We start from the raw sequence: 15,894 nt of genomic DNA, 5'->3' as shown, positions 1-15,894 counted from the left end.
AGGGGCCCCGTACGCCCCGCGTCGACCACGGGGCGCCGCCGCGCGGCACGGGGGGCTCAGCCCTCTCTCTCGAAGCGGTAGCCGCGACCGGCCTCGGTGATGAGGTGGCGCGGGTGGGAGGGGTCGGGTTCGAGCTTGCGGCGCAGCTGGGCCAGGTAGACCCGCAGGTAGTTGGTCTCGTTCTGGTAGTTGGGTCCCCACACGTCGTGCAGGATCTGGCGCTGGCTCACCAGCTGTCCGGCGTTGCGGGCCAGGAGCTCCAGGATGTGCCACTCCGTGGGGGTGAGCCGCACCTCCTCGCCGTCCCGGGTCACGCGCTTGGCGCCCAGGTCCACGTCGAAGGAGTCGGTGTGTACCACCGGGGCCTCCTCGGTGGGGACCGCGCGGCGCTCGGCGGCCCGCATCCGGGCCAGCAGTTCGTCCATCCCGAACGGCTTGGTCACGTAGTCGTCCGCCCCCAGGTCGAGGCAACGCACCTTCTCCCCGGCGGAGTGCCGGGCGGAGAGCACGATGATCGGCACCTGCGACCAGCCGCGCAGGCGTTGGATGACCTCGACGCCCTCCATGTCCGGCAGCCCGAGGTCCAGGAGCACCACGTGGGGGTGCCGCTCCGAGGCCAGGCGCAGCGCGCTCTCACCGTCCGGAGCGGTGTCCACGTCGTAGCCGCGCGCCCTCAGATTGATTCGCATCGCCCGGATGATCTGCACGTCGTCGTCGACGACCAGGACCCGCATGCCGCTCCTCACTCGTCCGCCTCGTCCACCGCACGCAGGGTGAACACCATGGTCAGTCCGCCGCCCGGGGTGTCCTCGGGGGCCAGGGTGCCGTGCATCGCCTCAACGAAACCACGCGCCACCGCCAGCCCGAGCCCCACCCCGGTGCCCTGGGGGGCGTCCCCGAGGCGTTGGAAGGCTTCGAACATCCGCTGTTTGGCCTCGTCCGAGACGCCCGGCCCCCGGTCCACCACACGCAGTTGGACGCTGTCGCCGTGCGCGCTGGCCGCCACCAGGACCGGGATCCGGGGATCGGGGTTGTACCGCACGGCGTTCGTGACCACGTTGGCCACGGCCCGGTCGAGCAGGCCCGCGTCCACGCGTACCCGGGGCAGGCCGTCCGGGACGTCCACCACGACCGCGTCGCCCGGCACCCCCAGGAGCGTCGCGGGGATCACCTCCTCCAGCGCCACCGGCCGGAGCTGCGGCCGCACGCTGTCGGTCTGCACCCGGCTCATGTCCAGGAGGTTGCCGATGAGCCGGTTCAGCCGGTCCGCCGACTCCTCGACGGTCTCCAGCAGCTCCGCCCGGTCCTCCTCGGAGAGCTGGATGTCCGTGGCCCGCAGGCTGGACACGCTCGCCTTGATGGACGTCAGGGGTGTGCGCAGGTCGTGCGAGACCGCCGCCAGCAGCGCGGTGCGTATGCGGTTGCCCGCCACCTGACCGCGCGCCTCGGCGGCGTCCCAGGCCAGCCGCTGGTGCTCCATGGCGATCCCCACGTGCGTGGCGAAGGCCTCCATCACGCCCCTGTCGGCCGCGGGCAGCACCCGGCCGCGCAGCGCCAGGGCCACGGTGTCGGAGACCGCCACCAGGGCGTCCGCCTCCTCGGGCGCCTCGCAGGCCGGCGCGCCCACGCTGTGCACCGGGTACCAGCGCCCGTCGTCCAGGCGCTCCAGCAGCGTCGCCGAGCGCTGCCCGAAGGTCTCCCGGATCCGTCGCAGCAGCGCCTGCAGCGGTTCGTTCCCGGAGAGCACGCTCGCCGCCAGGAGGGCGACGGCGTCCGCCTCGGCCCGGGCGCGCAGGGCCTGGGACGACCGCCGGGCGGCCATCTCGACCATGACCGCCACCAGGCCGCCCACCAGGATGAACGCCGTCATCGACAGGAAGTTGTCGAGCGACACCGAGGGCCGCCCGTGCAGCGGCGACAGCAGCACCGTGAGCAGGACCGCGCTCCACAGCGCCGAGGCCAGCGCGGGCCGCAGCCCGCCGACGGCCGCCGTGGCCACGGTGATCAGCAACAGGAACAGTGGGTCCGCGGCCGGTCCCACCTCGGAGAAGACCGGCAGGGCGAGCACCAGGGTGACCAGGGGAGGGGCCATCAGGGACAGCGACCACCCCCACAGCCTCCGGTGCTCGTTCAGGCCCCGGCCCGGTGCGGGCAGCGGCCAGCTCCCCCGGCCCACCTCCTCGTGCGTGACGATGTGCACGTCGATGTCACCGGACTCCCGGGCCACGATCGTGCCCACACCCGGGCCGAACACGTACTGCCAGGGCCGCCGGCGGGAGGAGCCGAGGACGATCTGGGTGGCGTGGGCTCCGCGCGCGAACTCCAGCAGCGCCGAGGGCACGTCCGCCCCGACCACCTGGTGGTAGGTACCGCCGAGCTCCGCCAGCAGGTGCCGCTGCCGCAGCAGTTCTCCGGTGGGGCGCTCTCCGATCCCGCTCGGCGGCACCACGTGCACCGCCAGCAGGTGGCTCGGCTGGGGGCGGCCGCCGCGTGAGCGGGCCGCGACCCGGGCGGCGCGGCGGATCAGGGTCTCACCCTCCGGGCCCCCGGTGAGCGCCACCACGACCCGCTCCCGGGCCTCCCAGGTGTCGCGGATCTCGTGCTCGCCCAGGTAGTGGCTGAGCCCCTCCTCGACCCGGTCGGCGGTCCAGAGCAGGGCGAGTTCGCGCAGGGCCGCCAGGTTCCCCTCGCGGTAGTAGTCGGCCAGCGCGGCGTCCACCCGCTCGGCGGGGTGCAGGTCGCCGTGGGCCATCCGGCGGCGCAACTCCTGGGGTGTGGCGTCGACCAGCTCGATCTCGGCGGCGGCGCGCACCACCCGGTCGGGGACCGTGTACTCGGGCCGGACCCCGGTGATCTGGTGGACCACGTCGTAGAGGGAGTCCAGGTGGTGGATGCCCACGGTGGCCAGGACGTCGATCCCCGCCGACAGGAGTTCCTCCACGTCCTGCCAGCGGGTGGGGTTGGGGGAGCCGGGCTCGTTGGGCCGGGCGAGGTCGTCCACCAGGACCAGCCGGGGCGCGCGGGTGATCACGGCGGCGGTGTCCACCGCCCCCGTGGACAGGGGCGGGACGGTCTCCAGACCCTCCAACAGCGCGGAGGTCTGGGCGCGGCGGTGGGTGTGGACCGCGCCGACCACCACGTCGGTCCCGCGTTCGGCCCGGCGGCGTGCCTCGGCCAGCGCGTGGTGCGTGCTCCCCACCCCGGGGGCCGAACCCAGGTGGATACGGAGTGTTCCTTTCACGTGTCCCATTGTGGGTGCCCGGAGCCGCGAACGCCGTCGTTCGGATGTGATCCCGGCGACCCTGGGTGACCGAAAGAGGACGCGGGCAGATTCCTCACGTCCTGTGTCCGGTAGAACTTGAAGGGCCCGATTTCCACGGATCAGACCACGAGGTACCCCCATGGGACAGCCCCCGCCCCCGAACGGCCCGCAGGGCCCCTACCCCGGCCAGCAGCCCCAGGGGCCGCCCCACGGGTACGGGCAGCAGCCGCCCCAGGGTCCTCCCGGCCAGTTCCCCCCGCAGGGGATGCCCCCTCAGGGTCCGCCACCCGGGTACGGCCACGGGTACGGACAGCAGTCGCCCCAGGGACCGCCCCCGGGTTTCGGTCAGCAACCTCCCCAGGGTCCTCCTGGCCAGTTCCCGCCGCCGGGGATGCCTCCCCAGGGCCCGCCGCCCGGCTACGGTCCGCCGGGCGCCCCCAGGAAGAGGACCGGTCTGATCGTCGGCGGCGCGATCGGCGCCGTGGTACTGGTCGCGGCCATCGGCGGCGTGGTGATCGCGCTCAACTCCAGCTCGGTGTACACCGCCATGCCGAACGACTGCGCCGAGGCCTTCGACAACGGCGTGCTGAGCCCCTTCTTCGACGGGGACGTCCCCTCGGCGTCCGGCGGCTTCGACCCTGAGGACCGGTCCATCGGAGAGTCGTTCGGCACCCTCTCGTGCTCGATCGAGTCCGACGGCGTCTACGTCGAGGTCGCCGCCGAGCTCATCGACCCCGACGACCCGGAGACCCAGCGGGACCTGGACGAGCTGTTCAGCGGGGACATGGTCAACGAGGAGCTGGGCGAGTCGTTCCCGCCCGGCGAGATCACGGAGAGGGAGGACTACGGCGTGACCTCCCAGGTGCTGTGGGACTTCGCCTCCATCGGCACCGAGAGCCTCGTGATGGCCTCGGTGGTCGAGGGCGGCGGCGACATGCTCAGCGCCTCGGGCTCCATGGGTGTCGGAGCCTTCCTCACGGACAACATCGCCGGCACCGTGGCCGTGGCCGGCGCCGGTGGCGATCGTGAGGTGCAGGACCTGTTCAACACCGTGGAGTCCGTCAGCGGTGACGTCTCCCGCCAGCTCACACGGTCGGCCGAGAAGTAGGCGCCCGCCCCGACCCCCGCACCGGGCGCGGGCCCGCTCGAAGCCCGCGCCCCGGTCGGTCTACGCCTCGGGAATGAGCTTGCCCGGGTTGAGCACACCCTCCGGGTCCAGTGCCGACTTCACCGCGCGCAGCACGTCGGTGCCCAGCGGACCCAGCTCGGCCGCCATCCACGGTCGGTGGTCGGTGCCCACGGCGTGGTGGTGGGTGATGGTGCCGCCGTTGGCCACGATCGCGTCCGAGGCCGCCCGCTTGGCGCGGTCCCACCGCGTGGCCGGGTCCTCGCCCGCCCCCGTGGCCACGGTGAAGTACAGCGAGGCGCCGGTGGCGTAGGTGTGCGAGACGTGGCACTGCACCACGGACCCGCTCTCGTCGTCGTCCAGCGCGCCGGTCAGGGCACCCACCACGGCCGTGTACAGGGGCAGCAGGTCGCTCCAGGACGCGGCGGTCTCGAGGGTCTCGGCCAGGATCCCCGCCGACAGCAGGGTGTCGCGCAGGTACGGCGCGTGGAAGCGGGTCTCGCGCCAGTGCGCCACCGGGTCCGGCCCGAGCGGTGTGCCGCCCGCGGCCGCCATGACCTCCCGGACCACGGCCGCGCGTGCCTCGACCTCGGCCTCGGTGCCCTCGAAGCCGAGCACGGCCTGGCAGCCCGGGACGGCCTCGCGCCCGCCCAGGGCCGCGTTCACGAAGGTCTCGGTCTCGTCGGACAGCCGCGCCATGGTCGGCCGGGTGTCCGACTGCGCGAGGGCGCGCAGCGCGTCCACCCCGGTGGCGTAGTCGGGGAAGGACCAGGCCTCGTCCAGGACCCGCTCCGGCCTCGGGCGGACCCGGACGGCCACCTCGGTGATGACGCCCAGTGTGCCCTCCGAGCCCACCAGCAGGCGGCGCAGGTCGGGTCCGGCGGCGGAGGCCGGGGGGCCGCCCGCGTCCAGGGTGCCGCGCGGGGTGGCGACCCGCAGGCCCACCACCATGTCCTCGAACCGTCCGTACCCGGCGGAGGCCTGCCCGCTGGAGCGTGTGGCGGCGTACCCGCCGATGGTCGCGTACTCGTAGCTCTGCGGCATGTGCCCGAGGGTGAGTCCGTGCTCGGCCAGCATCGCCTCGGCGTGCGGGGTGCGCACGCCCGCGCCGAGGACGGCGGTCAGGGACGTGGTGTCCAGGGAGACCAACCGGTTCAGGCGGCGCAGGTCGAGGGTGACGACCGCGCGGAAGCCGCCGTCGAGGGGGGAGACCCCGCCCACCACGCTGGTGCCCCCGCCGAAGGGCACCACGGCCACGCGTTCGGCCGAGCAGAGCGCCAGGACCCGCTCCACCTCCTCGTGGTCGGCCGGGTACAGCACGGCGTCGGTGGCGGTGGCGCGACCGGCCCGGCGGGCGAGGAGGTCGGGGGTGCTCTTGCCTCCCGCGTGGACGAGACGGGTGGCGTCGTCCGTGAGCACGTGCCCGGCGCCGAGGACGTCGGTGAGGGCCGCCAGCAACCGGCCGTCCAGGCGCGAGGGGGACAGCTCCACGTCCGACTCGGCGACCGGGGGCATGTCCGTGGTCCTGGTACGCAGCACCTGGGAGACCAGTTCCCGCAGTCCGGGGTCGAGCTCCTTGGCCTTGGCGGGGTCGCCCCAGGCGTACCAGCTCATGTCCGGAGCGGTGCGGGCGGTGTCAGTGAGGCTGACAACGTCGGGTTCAGTGCGAGCATCGTGGGTCATGCTCTACAGTTTTACACATGGCGTCAAAACGTAACGTAGAGGACGACATCCTCGACGCGGCGCGCGCATGCGTCGAGGCCTTCGGAGTCCGCCGCACCACCCTGACCGACGTGGCACGGCGCGCGGGGGTCAGCCGCCCCACCGTCTACCGGCGCTGGCCCGACGTGACCGCCCTGGTCGCCGACCTGCTCACCCGTGAGCTCCGACGGATCCTCGTCGCGGAGGAGGTCGGCTCCGGCGGGGCGGCGAGCATCCGCGCGCAGCTGGTCCGGCACGCCGCCAGGGTCGCCCGGGCGATGCTCGCCCACCCGCTGGTCACCCGCATCGTGGACACCGAACCCGAGCTCCTGGCCACCTACACCTTCCACCGCCTCGGCAGCAGCCACCGGGCGGCGCTCGAACTCCTCGAACCCGCCGTCGCGGAGGGACAGGCCGACGGCTCCGTGCGTGGCGGAGACCCCGCGGTGCTCGCACACCTGATCATGGTCACCGTGCAGAACACCGTCACCTCGCACCGCCTCCTCGCCGACGTCCTCGACCACGACAGCCTGGTTGAGGAGCTCTCCACCCTGCTGGACGGCTACCTCCGGCCCTGAAGTACCGCCCCCGGCCCCTGCTCCCCGGCCACCCACTCTTCGGAAAGGACGCCATGATGCGTCAGCACGACCGGTCCGCATCCCTGAACGCCGCTCGGCGCGCCGCCGACCTCGCGGAACTGGAGGCACGTCCCGAGGTGGACGTCCTGGTGGTCGGCGGGGGAGTCACCGGCGCCGGAGTGGCCCTGGACGCCGCCGCGCGCGGTCTGTCCACGGTGCTCGTCGAACGCGAGGACCTGGCGTTCGGCACCAGCCGCTGGAGCTCCAAACTGGTCCACGGCGGGCTGCGCTACCTCGCCAAGGGGCAGGTCGGCATCGCCTACGAGAGCGCCCGCGAACGGGACGTCCTCATGCGCGTCACCGCCCCCCACCTGGTCCGGCCGATGCCCATGGTGGTGCCGGTCTTCCGGGAGTCCGGCCTGGCCCGCTCCCTGTTCGTCCGTGCCGGGATGGGCATGGGCGACCTCCTGCGCGTGCTGTCCGGCACACCCTCCACGGTGCTGCGCGCCCCGCGCCTCCTCACCGCCCGGCAGACCACCCGCCTGTTGCCCGGGGTACGGGCCGAGGGGCTGCTCGGCGGCATCCTGTCCTTCGACGGTCAGCTCGTCGACGACGCCCGCCTGGTGGTGGGCATCGCCCGTACCGCCGCCCGCGAGGGCGCCCGGATCATCACGCGCTGCTCCGCCGAGAGTGTCAGCGCGGACGGGGTGGTCGTGCGCGACGAGACCACCGGCGGGATCATCCCGGTCCGGGCGCGCGCGGTGGTCAACGCGACCGGCGTGCACGCCGACGCCCTCGACCCCAGCGTCCGGCTGAGCCCCAGCCGGGGCACCCACCTGGTACTGGACGGGGCGAGCCTGGGCCACCCCACGGCCGCGCTCACCGTCCCTCTGGAGGGCAGCGTGAGCCGCTTTGTGTTCGCGCTTCCCCAGCCCGACGGCCGGGTTTTCGCCGGGCTCACCGACGAACCCGTGGACGGCCCCGCGGCCCGCGTCCCCGAGGTGCCCGAGGAGGACGTGGACTTCCTGCTCACCCAGTTCAACCGGGCCCTGGAGACCCGGCTGACCCGGGCGGACGTCCTCGGTTCCTTCGCGGGGCTGCGCCCGCTGCTCCAGGGGGACGGCTCCAGCGCGAACCTCTCCCGCGAGCACTCCGTCTCGGTCGCGCCCAACGGGACGGTGACCGTGGTGGGCGGCAAACTCACCACCTACCGCGCGATGGCGGAGGAGACCGTGGACACGCTCGTGGCCGCGCACCGCCTCCCCGCCGGGCCCTGCCGCACCCGCTCGATCCCGCTCGTGGGCGCCGCCTCCCACGAGGAGCTCGACGGACTGGACGCACCGCGCCACCTGGTGGCCCGGTACGGGACCGAGGCGCTCGACGTGGTCGCGGAGGCCGGGGGAGACCCGGCCGCCCTGACACCGGTCGTGCGGGGCATCACCCCCGCCGAGCTCCGTTTCGGTGTCCGGCACGAGGGGGCGCTGGACGTCGCGGACCTGCTGGAACGCCGGAGCAGGCTGGCTCTGGTCGACGCCGAGCGGGAGCGCGCCGAGGACGCGGCCAAGGAGGCCCTGGCCCGGGACGAGTGACGGGAGGGGGACGGATGCGGTGAATTCGGGAACTCACCACACCGGACTCCCCTGTTCCGCGACGATGTGATCGCGTAAGGTCATACCGGTTCGAGCCCTCCCTCCCCCCTCGGACACTCCCGCAGCCGCCCCCGTTCCGGCGCGCCCGTCCACTGAGCCGCCCCGCCGAAGGAGTCAGTCATGCCCACGCTCGTTGCCGTGCCCACCCTCACCAAGAACGAGGACGGTGTTCTCGCGAGGGTCCCGGACGAGTACCGGCACTACTTCAACGGCCGTGTCCCGGTCCCGTTCACCAAGCGCCGCTGGGAGTTCCCGGGTGAGCCCGTGAGCGTGCCGATGGTGCGCGCCTTCCTGGACACCTGCGCGGCCGGACGGGACTCCGACTACCGGTACGTCCTCACCCTGCTCGGCGCCGAGCTCGCCACCAACGCGATCCGGCACAGCAGGTCGGGGGAGCCGGGCCAGAGCTTCGTGATCCGCGTGGACCGGGGGCCGAACGGGCTGACGGTCACCTGCCGGGACAACGGGACCCCCCTCAACGCGCTGAGAGACGAGGGGGGTCAGCTGTTCGCCTCGCCCCCCGAGGACCGACTCACCGCCGAGGACGGGCGGGGACTGGCGCTGATCGACAGCTTCGCCACCACGTGGGGGGACAACGGGCATCCCAGCATCCGCAAGGTGTGGTTCCACCTGGCCTACGACATGACCGGGAGCTCCTGGCCCGCCGCCTGACCTGGAGCGGAGGGGGCCCTGGTCTTGTCAGTCCGGGTGACCCGTGCCACTATCTCCTCCTTGTAGGCAGCTTTGTGGCGCAGGTCACGCGGCCGCCCCCACCACCCGTGCCGCCCCCGCGGCCCTCCCCCAAGGTGCCCCCATGGACTCCGCCCTCACGACGGTCGGCCTGCCGGTCGCCCTCGGCGTCATCATGCTCGGACTGGGACTGTCACTGACCGTCCGCGACTTCACCCGGCTGCTCGCCATGCCCTGGACCATCGTCCTGGTCCTGGGCTGCCAGATCGTCCTGCTGCCGCTCTTCTGCTTCGGCCTCGTCCTGCTGTTCGTCACCCGCTTCGACCTCTCGCCGCTGCTGGCGGTGGGCATGATGATGATGGCCGCGTCCCCCGGCGGCACCACCGCGAGCCTGTACAGCTACCTGTTCAAGGGCAACGTCGCGCTCAACATCTCGCTGACCGCGATCAACTCGCTCACCGCCATGGTCACCCTGCCGCTGGTCACCGGCTTCTCCCTCGGCTACTTCACCGAGGGCGGGACCATCGGCCTCCAGACCGACAAGATGGTCCAGGTCTTCGCGGTCATCCTCGTCCCCGTCGCCCTCGGCATGCTCGTCCGAGCGAAGCTGACCTCCTTCGCGGAGCGCATGGAGAAGCCCGTCAAGCTCGGCTCCGTCCTCGTGCTGGTCGCCGTCATCGTGGGTGCCATCGCCGCCGAGTGGGCCAACCTGCCGGAGTACATCGTCTCGGTCGGCCTGATGGTCCTGGTCTTCAACGTGGTGAGTCTCGTCATCGGCTACTGGGCGCCGCGCCTGGTCGGTACCGAGCGACCCGAGGCCGTCGCCTCCTGCATGGAGATCGGCCTGCACAACACCACGCTGTCGCTCACCATCGCCGTCACCGTCCTCAACAGCACCGAGATCGCCATCCCCTCGGCGGTCTACGGTGTGCTGATGTTCTTCACCGCGGCGGCGGCGGGCGCCCTGCTGAACCGGCGCGGCGCCCGGGAGGACCGGGCGGCCCGGGCCGCCTGACCCGGGCGCGGACGCGCGGACCGGGGTCCGGCCCCGGCCTCAGGCGCGGTGGCTCAGGTAGGCCAGGACCGCGCGCACCCTGCGGTGGCCGCTGTCCGTGGGGGCCAGGTCCAGCTTCTGGAAGATGTTGCCGATGTGCTTGTGGACCGCGTTGGTGGTGACGACCAGCCGCGCGGCGATCTCACCGTTGTCGTGCCCCTCGGCCATGAGCGCGAGCACCTCGCGCTCCCGCGCGGTCAGGGTCTCCAACGGGTCCCGCCGACGCGAGGTCAGCAGCTGCTGCACCACCGACGGGTCCATCACGGTGCCGCCCCCGGCGACCCGGTCCAGCGCCTCCACGAACTCGCTCACCCGGCCCACCCGGTCCTTGAGCAGGTAGCCCACCCCGCCCTGGCCGTCGGAGAGCAGCTCGCCCGCGTAGTCGCGCTCGACGTACTGGGACAGCACCAGGACCGGCAGCCCGGGGTGGGCGCTCCGCGCGGCGATGGCCGCGTGGATGCCCTCGTCGCGGAAGCTCGGCGGCAGCCGCACGTCCACCAGGGCGAGGTCGGGCCGGTGCTTGTCGACGGCCGCCGCGAAGGCGGGCACGTCCACGGCCACGGCCGCCACCTCGTGCCCCCGGGTGGACAGCAGCAGCTTGAGGCCCTCGGACAACAGCACGTTGTCCTCCGCGATCACGATCCGCACGGCAGCTCCACCCTGATCGTCGTCGGTCCCCCCGAGGGACTGTGCACGGTCACGTTCCCGTCCAGCGCGGCGGCCCTGCGGCGCAGCCCCCGGACCCCGCTCCCGGCGGACTCGTCCACGCCGCCGTGCCCGTCGTCGGACACCTCGACCGTCAGGAGGTCGGCCTCGCGGGTCAGCCGGACGGAGATCGCCTCCGCGCCGCTGTGCCGGACCGCGTTGGTGACGGACTCGGTGACCGCGTAGTAGGCGGCGGTCTCCACCGCCACCGGCAGCGTGCCAGGGTCGGCCACGTCCAGCCGTACCGGCAGGGTGGTCCGCCCGGCGAGCGCGGTGAGCGCGCCGGGCAGGCCCCGGTCCGCGAGGATCGGGGGGTAGATGCCCCGGATGACGTCGCGCAGCTCCGTCATCGCCTCCTCGGTCCCGGTGTGCGCCTGTTCGAGGAGGGCGGCGACCGTCGGGTCGGAGGCGGACTCCTTGGCCACGCCCAGCTGCATGGCGATCGCCACCAGGCGGGCCTGGGTGCCGTCGTGCAGGTCGCGCTCGATCCGTCTCAGTTCGGCCCCGTGCGCGTCCACCACCCCGGCGCGCGTGCGCTGGAGCTCGTCCACGCGGTGCGCGAGCACCTCCTGCTCGGAGGGGGCCAGGGACCGGACGCACATCCGGGCGTGCGCGTCGCACATCGGGACCATCGCCCATCGCAGGATCGCGAGGCCGACCGCGCACTGGACCACGGCGGAGACCACGGCGGCACCCCAGCCGTCCACCGGAAACCCGAGCTGTTCCGGCCGGAACTCCGCCGGGTACGCCCACCACAGCAGTGAGTCGACGGTGTTGACCAGCATGCCGGGGCCGATCAGGGCCAGACAGCCGAGGAGGATGCTCACCACCGAGAACAGCGGCATCCACAGGAGCACCCGGTAGGTGGCGGGTGCGCCCACCAGTGCGCGGAAGCCACGGTCGGGCGGGTACGGGAGGTCGGGGACGTCCACCCCGAGCCACCGCGCGGCGCGCCGCCGGTTCCAGTCCGCCCAACGCGTCACCATCCGCACCCACCGGGACGCCAGGTAGGTACCGACCCCGCTGAACGGAAGCGCCAGCGCCACGACCAGGGTCAGGGGCGCCATCACGAGGGTGAGCATCCCAAAGACCAGCGCCGCCAGCAGGCGGCCGCACGCCCGTAACGGCCGATCCCACACCTTCCGCATTCCGTTCTCCTCAGCCGAGTGTCCGTGACGGCGCCGATCGCCGTCACGGACCAGTCTGGGCCAACGGGAGACCGGGGGCACTACAGCTGGCTACCGGAAGGGGGAGTGGTCAGTCGTCGTCTCCGTCGTCGCCGGTGAGGGCGTCCACGGCCACGGCGACCGCGATCACCAGGGCGGGGTCCCCGGCGAGGTCGCGCCGGTGGGTGTTGACGTCCACCGCGTAGGTGTCGCGCATCCGGAACCACTTGCGGGACACGACCGCGACGGTGCCCTCCTTGTCGCTGATCGAGTACTCCTTGTCGAAGAAGCTCCCGACCACCTCCCAGTCGTCGCCGCCCTTGACCTCGACGTTGAGCTTGTCCCGGACGGGGTTGAAGAGCCGCTTGCGCACGGTGGCGACGGTCGAGCCGTCGTGCTCCACGCGCATCTGGTCACGGACCTTGAAGAGCTTCTTGCGGATCACCATGAGGACCTCGCCCTTGGGGTCCTTGAGCTCGAAGGTGGTGCGCAGTCTCAGGGCCTTGCCGTCCACCCAGAACACCTTGGTGCCCTGTTCGTCGGTCACCCAGAAGTCGTCGCCGATGTCGAACACGCGTTCACGTACCAGAAACTTCATGCCCCGACGGTAGGGCATCCGCGTCGGAGGGCCGGTACCCGGTCGGGGCGTGCGGGCGGCCGGGCCCGGTGCGAGCTCCCGCAGGGCCTCCACGAGCGGGGCGAGTCCGGGGGTGCGGGCGGCGTCGCCCGGCGCCCGGAGCAAGGGGAGGCGCGCTCGGTGGCCCTGGGAGGGCGTGCCCGCGGTGTCAGCGCCGTGTCCCCTGGCGCTGGGACAACCAGATCGCCAGGACCACCAGCACGCAACCGCCCAACTGGACGGGCGTGACCCGCTCGCCCAGGAAGACCGCGCTCATGGCCACCGCGAGCACCGGCGGGAGCACCAGGATCGCCGCCCCGGTGCTCGCGGTCAGCCGAGGCAGGGCCGAGCCCACGAGCAGCCAGGTCAGCACCTGACCGGTCAGCGCCAGCAGCGACAGCCACAGCCAGGCCATGGCGTCCAACGAGGCCAGGTCGATCCCGCTCCACAGCGCGCCCAGCACACCGGCGGCGAGCGCGGCGGAGGCGGTGGAGACGCACACCGGGGTCACCGTGTGCCCCTGCCCGCCGCCGAGCCGGGACAGGAAGAGATAGCCCGCGTAGGTCACCCCGGCGGCGCAGCCGTAGAGCAGGCCGAGCCACGGGTCACCGCCGGAGGCGGCGCCGTCCGTGCCCGGACCGACCACCCCCGCTGTGAGGGCCACTCCGGTCAGCATCACCGGGACCGCGAGCAGGAACCGCAGCGGGGCGCGGTCGCCCAGGAACACCCACGCCAACAGCGGGAAGACCACCACCTGGATGTTGAGGAGCACGGTCGCCATCCCCGCGCCCACGTGCTGGATGCTTGCCACCCAGAACACGTAGTCCACGCCCAGCAGCAGCCCCGCCACCAGGTCCATCCCCACGAGCCGGAGCGCTCGGGGCCCCACCCGGCGGATCTCCATCAGGGCCATCGGGACCAGCACGAACAGCGCCAGCGCGCACCGCAGGAAGGCCGCCGTCCCGGTGTTGGCGCCGGACAGCTTCACGAACACCCCCGTGGCGGAGGTGGTGGCCGACCCCACGACGGCCAGGACCACGGGGTTGGCCCGGTCCAGCACCGACCCCTGCCCCGTCCGCCTCGTGTCCGTTCCCGCCACTGGCCCCGCGCCCCCTCCGTCGCCGCCGACCCGTCACGCGCGAGTCAACAGATCCAGGGTGGCGTCTCCGACCCTGAAACAAAAGCGATGATTTGTCGCTGGTAGTCGGTAGTGTTGCTTCCGTGTTCAGCATGGAACGACTCAGGGCGCTGGCCGCCGTGCGCACCCACGGCTCCATCGCGCGCGCCGCACGGGTCCTCCACGTGACGCCGTCGGGCATGTCCCAGCAGCTCGCCAAACTGGAGCGGGAGGCCGGGCAGCGCCTGCTCGAACCCGAGGGGCGCACGGTACGGCTCACCCACGCGGGCCGTGTCCTGGCCGCGCACGCCGACCGGGTGCTGGCCCAGCTCAGCGAGGCCCAGACCGACCTCGCCGCCCTCGACCGGCAGATCCTCGGACCGCTGCGCCTGGGCGGCGTGGGCAGCGCCGTGCGCAACCTGCTCCCCGGAGCGCTGTCCGCCCTGCTCACCGAACACCCCCGGCTGGTCCCCACGGTCCGCGACGGCGAGGTGGTCTCCCTGGTCCCCCCGCTCCTGCGCGGGGAACTGGACCTGGTCCTGGCCGAGAGCTGGTCCAGCCGCCCGGTCGCGCTGCCCGCCGGGGTCCGTACGGTGGAACTCCTGGAGGAACGCGTCTGCCTGGCCCTGCCGAGGGGGCACCCCCTCGCGGACCCGCCCCCCGTCGACCTCGCGTCACTGGCCGCCCCGGGCGGCCTGCCCTGGGCCAGCTGCCCGGCGGGCACCGAGCCCTACGAGGCGATCCTCCAGGCACTGCGCTCCCGGGGCGTCGAACCCGACATCAGGTACACGCTCGCCGAGATCCCCTCCCAGCTGGAACTGGTGGCCTCCGGTCTGGCCATGGCACTCGTCCCCGACCTCGGCCGACGCACCGCACCCGAGGGTGTGCTGTTCCTGCCCACCGACCCGCCCCTGCGCAGGACGATCAACGCGGTGTGGCGGGCCGACGCCGAGACCCCGGCGATCCGCGCCTGCGTCACCGCGCTCACCGAACACACGGCCCCACCCAGCACCGAACCGAACACTCGAGGAGTCACGTGAACACTTCCTGGCACACCCGGCCCATGGCCGCCTTCGACGTCGAGACCACGGGCCTGGACGTCGAGGGCGACAGGATCGTCACCGCCGCCCTGTGGCGCATCGACCCCGGCAACCGGACCAAGGACGTCACCACCTGGCTGGCCGACCCCGGGATCGAGATCCCGCAGGAGGCCACCGAGATCCACGGCATCACCACCGAACAGGCCCGTGCGGAGGGGCGACCCGCCGCCGAGGTGGTCACCGAGATCGCCGCAGCCCTGGAGGCGGTCATCGCGGAGGGTTTGCCCGTGGTGGTCTACAACGCGCCCTACGACTTCACCCTCCTCGACCGCGAGCTCGCGCTCCACCGCCCGGGCCGTCCCCTGGCCGCCCAACCCCTGGTGGTGGACCCCCTGGTCCTGGACAAGGAGGTGGACACCTTCCGCCGTGGCTCGCGCAAGCTGGTCGACGTCTGTGCCCACTACGAGGTGCCGCTCGCCCAGGAGGAGGCGCACGGGGCGGCCGCCGACGCCCTGGCCGCCGCCCGCCTCGCCTGGAAGATCGCGGCCCAGCACCCCGAGATCGCGGCGCTGACCGCCGAGGAGCTGCACGCCGCCCAGATCACGTGGAAGTCGGAGCAGTCCGCCAGCTTCCAGGAGTACCTGCGCCGCCGGAACCCCGAAGCGGTGGTGGACGGCTCCTGGCCGCTGATCCCCGCCTGAGCCCGCCGTCCCGACCCCGCGCACACGAAAAGACCGGCGGGACAGTGTCTCCGCCGGTCTTCCTCGCTGTGTCCCCTGCGGGACACGTGGCAGATGGGAACGCGCGGCTGGTCATGGAGGAGACCGCGGAGCCGCCCGAGCGTGGGCGCGGAGTGCGTGCCGCGGAGAGGGGGCGGTGAGGAGTGATGGCCGCCCGCTGGTCGAGCTGATCGGGGCGTATGAGCTGCTGATACGAGTGTTCCGCGCGGTGGCCCGGAGCGTACGAAGTATGCCCGCAGTCGATGAGCAGCTCCTCCTCGACACGGGGGTCGAGGAGCACGTGGGCTCGGACCCGGAGGACGAAGGCGGGTTGCCGGGGCGCCTCCATGTCGTTCCCGAGCTGGACGCTCATACCGGGAGTGAGACCTCGGATGCTGTGGATGAGCGACAGACAGTTACTTTCTCCGGCGTCCAGGTGGAGGTGGGCTCTGGAGAACCCAAGGTCGGATG

At 72.8% G+C, this 15,894-nt stretch carries 13 protein-coding genes and 1 pseudogene; 7 read left to right on the top strand and 7 right to left on the bottom strand.

All coding sequences use genetic code 11. The features are described 5' to 3' along the window. Positions 1–56: 56 nt before the first annotated feature. Both ACRWK8_RS03025 and ACRWK8_RS03020 read right to left on the bottom strand, forming a co-directional pair. Positions 57–734, bottom strand: coding sequence for a response regulator (locus ACRWK8_RS03025; RefSeq protein WP_378740671.1), 678 nt, complete (start codon positions 732–734; stop codon positions 57–59). Next, positions 718–3,250: pseudogene (locus ACRWK8_RS03020) on the bottom strand (ATP-binding protein); the annotation flags it as partial. The gene ACRWK8_RS03025 and the pseudogene ACRWK8_RS03020, both read right to left, overlap by 17 nt. Before the next feature lie 151 nt (positions 3,251–3,401). Between ACRWK8_RS03020 and ACRWK8_RS03015 the strand changes: the two are divergent. Further along, entirely contained in the window at positions 3,402–4,370 is a 969-nt protein-coding gene (locus ACRWK8_RS03015; RefSeq protein WP_431868167.1) for a hypothetical protein, read from the top strand. Between the two features lie 60 nt (positions 4,371–4,430). Here ACRWK8_RS03015 and ACRWK8_RS03010 read toward each other — a convergent pair whose 3' ends face one another. Continuing rightward, positions 4,431–6,071 (bottom strand): FAD-binding oxidoreductase, encoded by a 1,641-nt coding sequence (locus ACRWK8_RS03010; protein ID WP_431868165.1) that lies wholly within the window; start codon positions 6,069–6,071, stop codon positions 4,431–4,433. 17 nt (positions 6,072–6,088) lie between these two features. Here ACRWK8_RS03010 and ACRWK8_RS03005 point away from each other — a divergent pair, with 17 nt between their 5' ends. From ACRWK8_RS03005 to ACRWK8_RS02990, 4 genes are all read left to right on the top strand, one after another. Further along, a complete protein-coding gene (locus ACRWK8_RS03005) occupies positions 6,089–6,667 on the top strand; it encodes a TetR/AcrR family transcriptional regulator (protein ID WP_431868163.1) in 579 nt (192 codons plus the stop codon). A gap of 56 nt (positions 6,668–6,723) precedes the next feature. Then, positions 6,724–8,256, top strand: a complete 1,533-nt coding sequence (locus ACRWK8_RS03000; protein WP_431868277.1) for a glycerol-3-phosphate dehydrogenase/oxidase — start codon at positions 6,724–6,726, stop codon at positions 8,254–8,256. 180 nt (positions 8,257–8,436) lie between these two features. Further along, positions 8,437–8,988 carry an ATP-binding protein gene (locus ACRWK8_RS02995; protein ID WP_431868161.1) on the top strand — a complete coding sequence of 184 codons (552 nt, stop codon included), beginning with the start codon at positions 8,437–8,439 and terminating at the stop codon, positions 8,986–8,988. Positions 8,989–9,130: 142 nt separating this feature from the next. Further along, the gene (locus tag ACRWK8_RS02990) at positions 9,131–10,021 is read left to right on the top strand and encodes a bile acid:sodium symporter family protein (RefSeq protein ID WP_378740660.1); all 891 of its coding nucleotides are present in this window, start codon (positions 9,131–9,133) and stop codon (positions 10,019–10,021) included. Positions 10,022–10,060: 39 nt separating this feature from the next. Here ACRWK8_RS02990 and ACRWK8_RS02985 read toward each other — a convergent pair whose 3' ends face one another. The 4 genes from ACRWK8_RS02985 to ACRWK8_RS02970 all read right to left on the bottom strand — a co-directional run bounded on the left by ACRWK8_RS02985 (position 10,061) and on the right by ACRWK8_RS02970 (position 13,646). Beyond that, a complete protein-coding gene (locus ACRWK8_RS02985; protein WP_431868159.1) occupies positions 10,061–10,708 on the bottom strand; it encodes a LuxR C-terminal-related transcriptional regulator in 648 nt (215 codons plus the stop codon). After that, positions 10,696–11,913 (bottom strand): sensor histidine kinase, encoded by a 1,218-nt coding sequence (locus ACRWK8_RS02980; RefSeq protein ID WP_431868157.1) that lies wholly within the window; start codon positions 11,911–11,913, stop codon positions 10,696–10,698. The genes ACRWK8_RS02985 and ACRWK8_RS02980 overlap by 13 nt, the downstream gene beginning before the upstream one ends. A gap of 109 nt (positions 11,914–12,022) precedes the next feature. Continuing rightward, positions 12,023–12,529, bottom strand: coding sequence for an LURP-one-related/scramblase family protein (locus tag ACRWK8_RS02975; protein WP_378740644.1), 507 nt, complete (start codon positions 12,527–12,529; stop codon positions 12,023–12,025). Positions 12,530–12,716: 187 nt separating this feature from the next. Next, positions 12,717–13,646: a DMT family transporter gene (locus ACRWK8_RS02970; RefSeq protein ID WP_431868154.1), complete on the bottom strand. Its 930-nt coding sequence runs from the start codon at positions 13,644–13,646 to the stop codon at positions 12,717–12,719. 122 nt (positions 13,647–13,768) lie between these two features. On the opposite strand from ACRWK8_RS02970, the gene ACRWK8_RS02965 reads away from it, so the two are divergent. Together ACRWK8_RS02965 and ACRWK8_RS02960 are read left to right on the top strand one after the other, a co-directional pair. Beyond that, positions 13,769–14,704, top strand: a complete 936-nt coding sequence (locus tag ACRWK8_RS02965; protein ID WP_431868152.1) for a LysR family transcriptional regulator — start codon at positions 13,769–13,771, stop codon at positions 14,702–14,704. Continuing rightward, complete coding sequence (locus tag ACRWK8_RS02960; RefSeq protein WP_431868150.1) at positions 14,701–15,405, top strand: exonuclease domain-containing protein; 705 nt, start codon at positions 14,701–14,703, stop codon at positions 15,403–15,405. The genes ACRWK8_RS02965 and ACRWK8_RS02960 overlap by 4 nt, the downstream gene beginning before the upstream one ends. Positions 15,406–15,894: the final 489 nt, after the last annotated feature.

It is taken from the genome of Nocardiopsis eucommiae, assembly GCF_965344335.1.
Classification (GTDB): Bacteria; Actinomycetota; Actinomycetes; order Streptosporangiales; family Streptosporangiaceae; genus Nocardiopsis; species Nocardiopsis eucommiae.
The sequence above is the reverse complement of the archived record's forward strand: the minus strand, read 5'-3'. Positions and strand labels throughout refer to the sequence as shown.